This window comes from Microbacterium sp. H83 (genome assembly GCF_001650405.1).
Classification (GTDB): Bacteria; Actinomycetota; Actinomycetes; order Actinomycetales; family Microbacteriaceae; genus Microbacterium.
Window position 1 is genome coordinate 194,289 of the sequence record NZ_LWCU01000034.1, and the last position, 6,917, is coordinate 201,205.

At 70.3% G+C, this 6,917-nt stretch carries 8 protein-coding genes; 4 read left to right on the forward strand and 4 right to left on the reverse strand.

The window, feature by feature from the left end; translation table 11 throughout:
* Positions 1-5 precede the first annotated feature (5 nt).
* Both A4X16_RS13690 and msrB read right to left on the reverse strand, forming a co-directional pair.
* Positions 6-563 carry a nitroreductase family protein gene (locus A4X16_RS13690; protein WP_067121414.1) on the reverse strand — a complete coding sequence of 186 codons (558 nt, stop codon included), beginning with the start codon at positions 561-563 and terminating at the stop codon, positions 6-8.
* The gene (gene msrB / locus A4X16_RS13695) at positions 560-964 is read right to left on the reverse strand and encodes a peptide-methionine (R)-S-oxide reductase MsrB (RefSeq protein ID WP_067121416.1); all 405 of its coding nucleotides are present in this window, start codon (positions 962-964) and stop codon (positions 560-562) included. The genes A4X16_RS13690 and msrB overlap by 4 nt, the downstream gene beginning before the upstream one ends.
* Before the next feature lie 70 nt (positions 965-1,034).
* Between msrB and A4X16_RS13700 the strand changes: the two genes are divergently transcribed.
* The 4 genes from A4X16_RS13700 to groL all read left to right on the forward strand — a co-directional run bounded on the left by A4X16_RS13700 (position 1,035) and on the right by groL (position 4,670).
* The gene (locus A4X16_RS13700) at positions 1,035-2,027 is read left to right on the forward strand and encodes a DUF2332 domain-containing protein (protein ID WP_067121418.1); all 993 of its coding nucleotides are present in this window, start codon (positions 1,035-1,037) and stop codon (positions 2,025-2,027) included.
* Positions 2,028-2,036: 9 nt separating this feature from the next.
* Positions 2,037-2,294, forward strand: a complete 258-nt coding sequence (locus A4X16_RS13705) for a DUF3263 domain-containing protein (protein ID WP_067121421.1) — start codon at positions 2,037-2,039, stop codon at positions 2,292-2,294.
* A 68-nt stretch (positions 2,295-2,362) separates the two neighbouring features.
* Positions 2,363-2,941: a LytR C-terminal domain-containing protein gene (locus A4X16_RS13710; protein WP_231880371.1), complete on the forward strand. Its 579-nt coding sequence runs from the start codon at positions 2,363-2,365 to the stop codon at positions 2,939-2,941.
* 109 nt (positions 2,942-3,050) lie between these two features.
* Positions 3,051-4,670, forward strand: coding sequence for a chaperonin GroEL (groL, locus tag A4X16_RS13715; RefSeq protein WP_067121425.1), 1,620 nt, complete (start codon positions 3,051-3,053; stop codon positions 4,668-4,670).
* A gap of 92 nt (positions 4,671-4,762) precedes the next feature.
* On the opposite strand, the gene A4X16_RS13720 is transcribed toward groL, so the two are convergent.
* Positions 4,763-5,050 (reverse strand): WXG100 family type VII secretion target, encoded by a 288-nt coding sequence (locus A4X16_RS13720; protein WP_067121427.1) that lies wholly within the window; start codon positions 5,048-5,050, stop codon positions 4,763-4,765.
* 128 nt (positions 5,051-5,178) lie between these two features.
* The gene (locus tag A4X16_RS13725) at positions 5,179-6,879 is read right to left on the reverse strand and encodes a sensor histidine kinase (protein ID WP_067121429.1); all 1,701 of its coding nucleotides are present in this window, start codon (positions 6,877-6,879) and stop codon (positions 5,179-5,181) included.
* Positions 6,880-6,917: the final 38 nt, after the last annotated feature.

Genomic DNA, 6,917 nt, shown 5'->3' on the forward strand with positions numbered 1-6,917 from the left:
GCTCGCTACTTCTTCTTCCCGCTCTTCTTCGTGGGCATCCGCGTGAGCAGCGGGCGCGCATCGACGGGCTTGCGGCGTCCGGCCCGGCGCCCGGCGGGCTTCCGACCGACGTACAGCCAGCCCAGCAGCACCTCGTTCTTCTTCAGACCGTGCGCCTTCGCGACCGCCTTCGAGCGCGTGTAGTGGCCGGTGCGCCAGAGCACGCCCCACCCGGCCTCGTCGAGCAGCAGGCTCAGCACGTGCGCGACACCCGAGGCCACGGCCTCCTGCTCCCACGCGGGCACCTTCTCGCTCTTGCGGAAGCTCGCCACGACCGCGATGAGCAGCGGAGCCCTGAGCGGCTTCGACGACGGAGAACGGTCGCCCTCGGCCTTCGCGATCGCGGCGCCGAGCAGCTCGCGGTCGGCGCCGCGCAGCTCGATCAGCCGCCACGGACGGAGCGAGGAGTGGTCGGCCACGCGACCGGCCGCCGCGACGAGCTCGAGCAGCTCGTCGCGGGAGGGGGCCTCGTCGGTGACCTTCGACCAGGACTGCCGGGCGCGGACGGCGTCGAGCGCGCTCACGACTCGTCGGGGGTGAAGTTCAGCGCGATCGAGTTCATGCAGTACCGGTCGCCGGTCGGCGTGCCGAATCCGTCGGGGAAGACGTGGCCGAGGTGCGAGCCGCACGTGGCGCAGCGCACCTCGGTGCGCACCATGCCGAGGCTCGTGTCCTCGATCAGCTCGACCGCCTCGGGGCGGATGGACTCGTAGAAGCTGGGCCAGCCGCATCCGGAGTCGAACTTCGTGCCGCTCTTGAAGAGCTCGGCGCCGCATGCGCCGCACGTGTAGAGGCCGGCCCGTCCCTCGTCGAGCAGCTCGCCCGTCCAGGCGCGCTCGGTCGCGGCCTGGCGCAGCACCGCGTACTGCTCGTCGCCGAGCTCCGCACGCCACTCGTCTTCGGTCTTGTCCACGCTGTACGACATCGGTCCTCCTGGGGTCTGGATTCCATTCTCTCGTGTCCTGGCGCCGTCGGGGTCGCGTCACAATGGAGGCATGACGGATGCCGTGCAGCAGCGCTACGCCCGCTTCGCGGAGGAGGAGGCGCCGGAACGCAGCGCGCTGTACGCCGAGTGGGCGGCGGGCGTCGCGGCCGATGCGGAGATCCGCGCCGTGCTCGCCCGCATCCCCGAGCAGCGACGGCAGCCTCCGCTGGTGTTCGCGGTGAGCCGGATGCTGGGGGTCGGCCTCGTCGACTACGCGCGCTGGCGGTCGTTCGTGCACGCCCACGCCGACGAGCTGGTCGAGGAGTGCACGTCCCGCCGGCTGCAGACCAACGAGCCGCTGCGCCTGGCGCCGCTGCTGGCCGTGCTCGCCGAGATCGAGGGGCCCCTCGCGCTCCTCGAGGTGGGGGCGTCGGCCGGACTCTGCCTGTTCCCCGATCGTTACTCGTATCGGTTCACGGATGCGTCGGGAGCCGTGCGGGCATCGCTCGACCCGGAGGGCGGCGAGTCGACGGTCGTCCTGGAGAGCCGCGTAGAGGGGGATCTCCCGCCGCTGCGGATCCCGCGCGTCGTCTGGCGGGCGGGGATCGACCTCGCCCCGCTCGACGCCAGGGACGAGCGCGATCGTCGCTGGCTGCAGGGTCTCGTCTGGCCGGGGGAGGAGGGGAGGGAGCAGCGCGTCCTGGCCGCTCTCGACATCGCGGCGCTCGACCCGCCGCTGCTCGTCGAGGGGGATGCGCTCGACCGCATCGCGGCGCTCGCCGCCGAGGCGCCCGCCGGGGCGACGCTCGTGATCACGACCCCGGGAGTGCTCGTGCACATCCCCCGCGCCGCGCGCGAGGCGCTGGTCGATCGCATCCGCAGCCTCCCGGCGAGATGGGTGACGATCGACCCGCCTGCGCTCCTCGACGTCTGGCAGCCGCCGGTGGACGCAGGGACGTGGCCGGGTTTCGTGGTGGCCCTCGACGGCAGGGTGCGCGCCGCGGCCGACCCACTCGGGCGATGGTGGGAGTGGCGCGCGGAAGACGGCGCCCCGTCGACCTAGTCTGATCCCATGCTGGGAGAGCTGACCGAGCGCGATCGCGCGATCCTCGCGCTGGAGACCGCCTGGCCGCGGCACGGCGGGGCCAAGGAGGAGGTCATCCGCGCGCAGCTCGGCATGAGCGCCGCGCGGTACTACCAGCTGCTCGGGCGACTGATCGAGTCCGAGCGGGCGCTCGAGTACGACCCGATGCTCGTGCGTCGTCTGCGCCGGATCCGCGATGCGCGTGCGGTCCAGCGATCCGCGCGCACTCCCGGATTCGTCGGCTGACCACGAGCGGCACCGCGCGCCAGCGCGCCCGGCGCGGATCCCCAGGCGCGTGCCATTAGCATCGAGGGGTGTCAAAGCCCATCCGAGACCGATTCGACGACGTGCCCCGCTCCTCGGGACGCGTGGGCGCCCACCGCGCCGAGGCCCCGGGGATGAACGGATGGGTCGTGCTGCTGTGGTCCTTCGTCGCTGCCCTGGTGCTGATCATCGCGGGCATCTTCGGATCGCTGGTCGTGATGGGGCGCATCTCGCTCTTCCCCGAGCCCGTGGCGTCGTCGACGCCCGTGCCGGAGGAGACGGGCGTCATCGACACGACGTTCTCGGTCATGATCCTCAACGCGACCGCCGACGAGGGCCTCGACGAGCAGATGCGCGACGTCCTGATCAACAACGGCTGGCCGGCCGAGACCGTCTTCGCGAGCGACAGCACGAGCCAGGACTTCTCGACGACGACCGTCTACTACGTCGCCGCGGAGGACGAGCTGGCGGCGATCGGGCTCGCGGGCCTGATCGGCGGCGCGGAGGTCGAGCAGAGCGACTTCTACGCCGATCTCAACGACACCGCCCAGAAGCAGCTCACGGTCGTGATCGGTCTCGACCGCACGGACGAGGCCCCGTCCGCCCCTGAGGACACCCCCGCCCCGTAGTCCCTCCGGCGGCTTGCACTCGATGGGGTCGAGTGCCAGAATGGCGTTAGCACTCTCTCACTCTGAGTGCTAAACCCACCGTCTACGTCCAGGAGGGACGACAAAACTCATGGCAAAGATCATCGCTTTCGATGAGGAGGCCCGTCGCGGCCTCGAGCGCGGCCTCAACATCCTCGCCGACGCCGTCAAGGTGACGCTCGGCCCGCGCGGTCGCAACGTCGTGCTCGAGAAGAAGTGGGGCGCCCCCACGATCACGAACGACGGTGTGTCCATCGCCAAGGAGATCGAGCTCGACGACCCGTACGAGAAGATCGGCGCGGAGCTCGTCAAGGAGGTCGCGAAGAAGACCGACGACGTCGCCGGTGACGGCACCACCACCGCCACGGTGCTCGCCCAGGCCCTCGTCCGCGAGGGACTGCGCAACGTCGCGGCCGGCGCCGACCCGATCTCGCTGAAGCGCGGCATCGAGAAGGCCGTCGCCGCCATCACCGAGGAGCTCCTCGCCAGCGCGAAGGAGATCGACTCCAAGGAGCAGATCGCCGCGACCGCGTCCATCTCGGCCGCTGACCCCGCGATCGGCGAGCTGATCGCCGAGGCGATCGACAAGGTCGGCAAGGAAGGCGTCGTCACCGTCGAGGAGTCGCAGACCTTCGGCACCGAGCTCGAGCTCACCGAGGGCATGCGCTTCGACAAGGGCTACCTGAACCCGTACTTCGTCACGGACCCGGAGCGCCAGGAGGCCGTCTTCGAGGACCCGTACATCCTCATCGCGAACCAGAAGATCTCGAACATCAAGGACCTTCTGCCCATCGTCGACAAGGTGATCCAGGACGGCAAGGAGCTCGTCATCATCGCCGAGGACGTCGAGGGCGAGGCTCTCGCGACCCTCGTGCTCAACAAGCTCAAGGGCATCTTCAAGTCGGTCGCCGTCAAGGCTCCCGGCTTCGGCGACCGTCGCAAGGCTCAGCTGCAGGACATCGCGATCCTCACGGGTGGCCAGGTCATCACCGAAGAGGTGGGCCTCAAGCTCGAGAACGCCACGCTCGACCTGCTGGGTCGCGCTCGCAAGGTCATCGTCACGAAGGACGAGACGACCATCGTCGAGGGTGCCGGCGAGGCGGACCAGATCGAGGGTCGCGTCACGCAGATTCGTCGCGAGATCGAGAACACCGACAGCGACTACGACCGCGAGAAGCTGCAGGAGCGCCTGGCGAAGCTCGCCGGTGGCGTGGCCGTCATCAAGGCGGGTGCGGCGACCGAGGTCGAGCTCAAGGAGCGCAAGCACCGCATCGAGGACGCCGTCCGCAATGCGAAGGCAGCCGTCGAGGAGGGCATCGTCCCCGGTGGTGGCGTCGCGCTCATCCAGTCGGGCACCAAGGCCCTCGAGAGCCTCTCGCTCTCGGGTGACGAGGCGACCGGTGCGAACATCGTCCGCGTGGCGATCGAGGCTCCGCTGAAGCAGATCGCCCTCAACGCCGGTCTCGAGCCGGGCGTCGTCGCCAACAAGGTCTCCGAGCTCCCCGCGGGCGAGGGACTCAACGCGGCCACCGGTGAGTACGTCGACCTGTTCTCGGCCGGCATCATCGACCCCGCCAAGGTGACGCGCTCGGCGCTGCAGAACGCGGCCTCGATCGCGGCTCTGTTCCTCACCACGGAGGCCGTCGTGGCCGACAAGCCCGAGAAGGCCGCCGCTCCCGTCGGCGACCCGTCGGGTGGCATGGACTTCTGATCCCACGACAGGCTCAGGGACCCAGCGTCCCGTAGCAGCGGAAACGCCCCGACCTCGGTCGGGGCGTTTCTGCGTTCGGCGGCGGAACGCGATCAGCGGAACAGGCTGGCCGAGTACTGATCGGCGTCGGCGTACTGCGTCGCGGCGCTCCCCAGCGAGGTGCCGATGGACTCGAGCACCTGTTCGACGTGCAGCTGCGCGCCTCGCCACTGCTCGGCGCACGACTGGAACGCGGTCGAGGCCGTGCCGACCCACGATGACTGCAGCTGCGACAGCTGCGCCATGAGGGTCGCCGACTCGGCCCTGACGCGCTCCATGGTGGCGAGCGTCGAGGACTGCGCGGCACCCACGGCTTCGGTGTCGACGGTGAAGACGGACATGAGAACTCCTTTCGATGGGGTTCCGACGATAGGAGTCGCGCCGCGACAGGACCGCCCGCCCGGCCCGAGGATCTCAGGGGCTGTGGGCAAGGGGTGTGCCGCGTCGACCGTGGAGGAGCGGTCAGGTCTCAGAGGTCGAGATCGAGCGGCTCGAGGGGCTGCGTGTCCTCGAGCAGATGCGCGGGCGTCGCACGGGACGGGGCGAGGGGGAGCGTGACCGTGAAGGTCGCTCCGCCGCCCGGGGTCTCCGACACGGTGACATCGCCGTGCAGAGCCTTGACGATCGACGACACGATCGCGAGGCCGAGCCCCGATCCGCCGGTCTCGCGCGCTCGCGAGGTGTCGGCCCGCCAGAAGCGCTCGAAGATCTGCTCGCGGATCTGCGGCGGGATGCCCTCGCCGTGGTCGACGATCGCGATGCTCGCGGTGCCGCGGACGCGATCGGCATCCACCACGAGCTCGATCGGGCTCTCCTCGGGCGAGAACCGACGGGCGTTGCCGAGCAGGTTCGTCACGACCTGGCGGACCTTGTTCTCCTCCCCGAGCACGATCGGCGGCGTGCGCACCGGGATGTCCGTCGCCTCGGTGAAGTCGATCGCAGGCACCTTCTCTGATGCCCGCGGGCGCCGGCGGAGCCGCGAGAGCGTGCCGCGCGAGAGACCGCGCGGCGCCGGGAGGCTCGGCGCGGGGATGATCGGCGTCGTCCTGGTCGTCACGTCGATCAGCGGAGCCTCGACCGTGCGATCGACCACGGTCACGGTGCGTGCGGGCGCGGCGGCGCGGAGGTCGAGGGCGGCGTCCCTGGCGATCGGCCGGAGGTCGAGGGCCTCGATCTCCGGCTCTCGCTCCTCGTCGAGGCGCGCGAGCGCGAGCAGATCCTCGACGAGGACGCCCATCCGGATGGCCTCCTTCTCGATCCGTTCCATCGCCCGGGCGGTGTCCTCCTCGCCCTTGATGGCGCCCATCCGGTACAGCTCGGCGTAGCCGCGGACGCTCACGAGCGGTGTGCGCAGCTCGTGGCTGGCGTCGCCGATGAATCGGCGCATGTGGCGGACGGTGCGGTCGCGCTGAGCGAGCGAGCCGTCGACGCGATCGAGCATGGTGTTGATCGCCGCGTTCAGGCGGCCGACCTCCGTGGTCGGCTCGAGGTCGGTGAGACGCTGGCTGAAGTCGCCGGCGGCGATCGACATCGCCGTCGACTCGACCTGCCCGAGTCGTCGGAACGTCAGCGTGACCAGCCCGCGGGTCAGCGCGGCGGCGATGAAGATCGTGACGAAGGCGACGGTGAGATAGATGCCGAAGTACTGGCCGATGATCCGGTCGGCCGAGTCGAGCGGCATCGCGACCATCTGGATCCGCAGCGATCCTCCGCCCTCACCGGGCTGACTGGCGACGGCGGCATGGAAGCTGGCGCCCTTCGTGCCGTCGAGCGTGAACACGCTCTCTCCCTTGGCCTGCACGTCGAGGAGCGTGAACGAGGAGGGGAACAGCGGCGAGCCGCCGTTGGCGGACGTGCCGGTGGTCGTCTGCAGCACGCCCTCGCCGTCGTAGATCGCGACGAAGAAGTCGCGCGGCGACTCCGACCGCGTGTACACGGTCTCACCGTCGACCCTGGTGATGTCGAAGTACCGGTCGGCGAGGTCGGGGGACACGAGCGCCGGCAGCTGCGCGTCGATGTTGGCGATGAGCGCGTTGCGCAGGATCGGCACCGTGCCGATGCCGGCGGCGAGCAGGCCGAGGGCGAGCACCGCCACGGTGACGCCGGTGACCTTCGCGCGCAGGCTGATCCCCCGCCACCAGCGGGTGACCGCATCGGGCTTGTGCGCCATGCGGTCCTCCCTGATGACGGATGCGGGCGGGCGGGCGG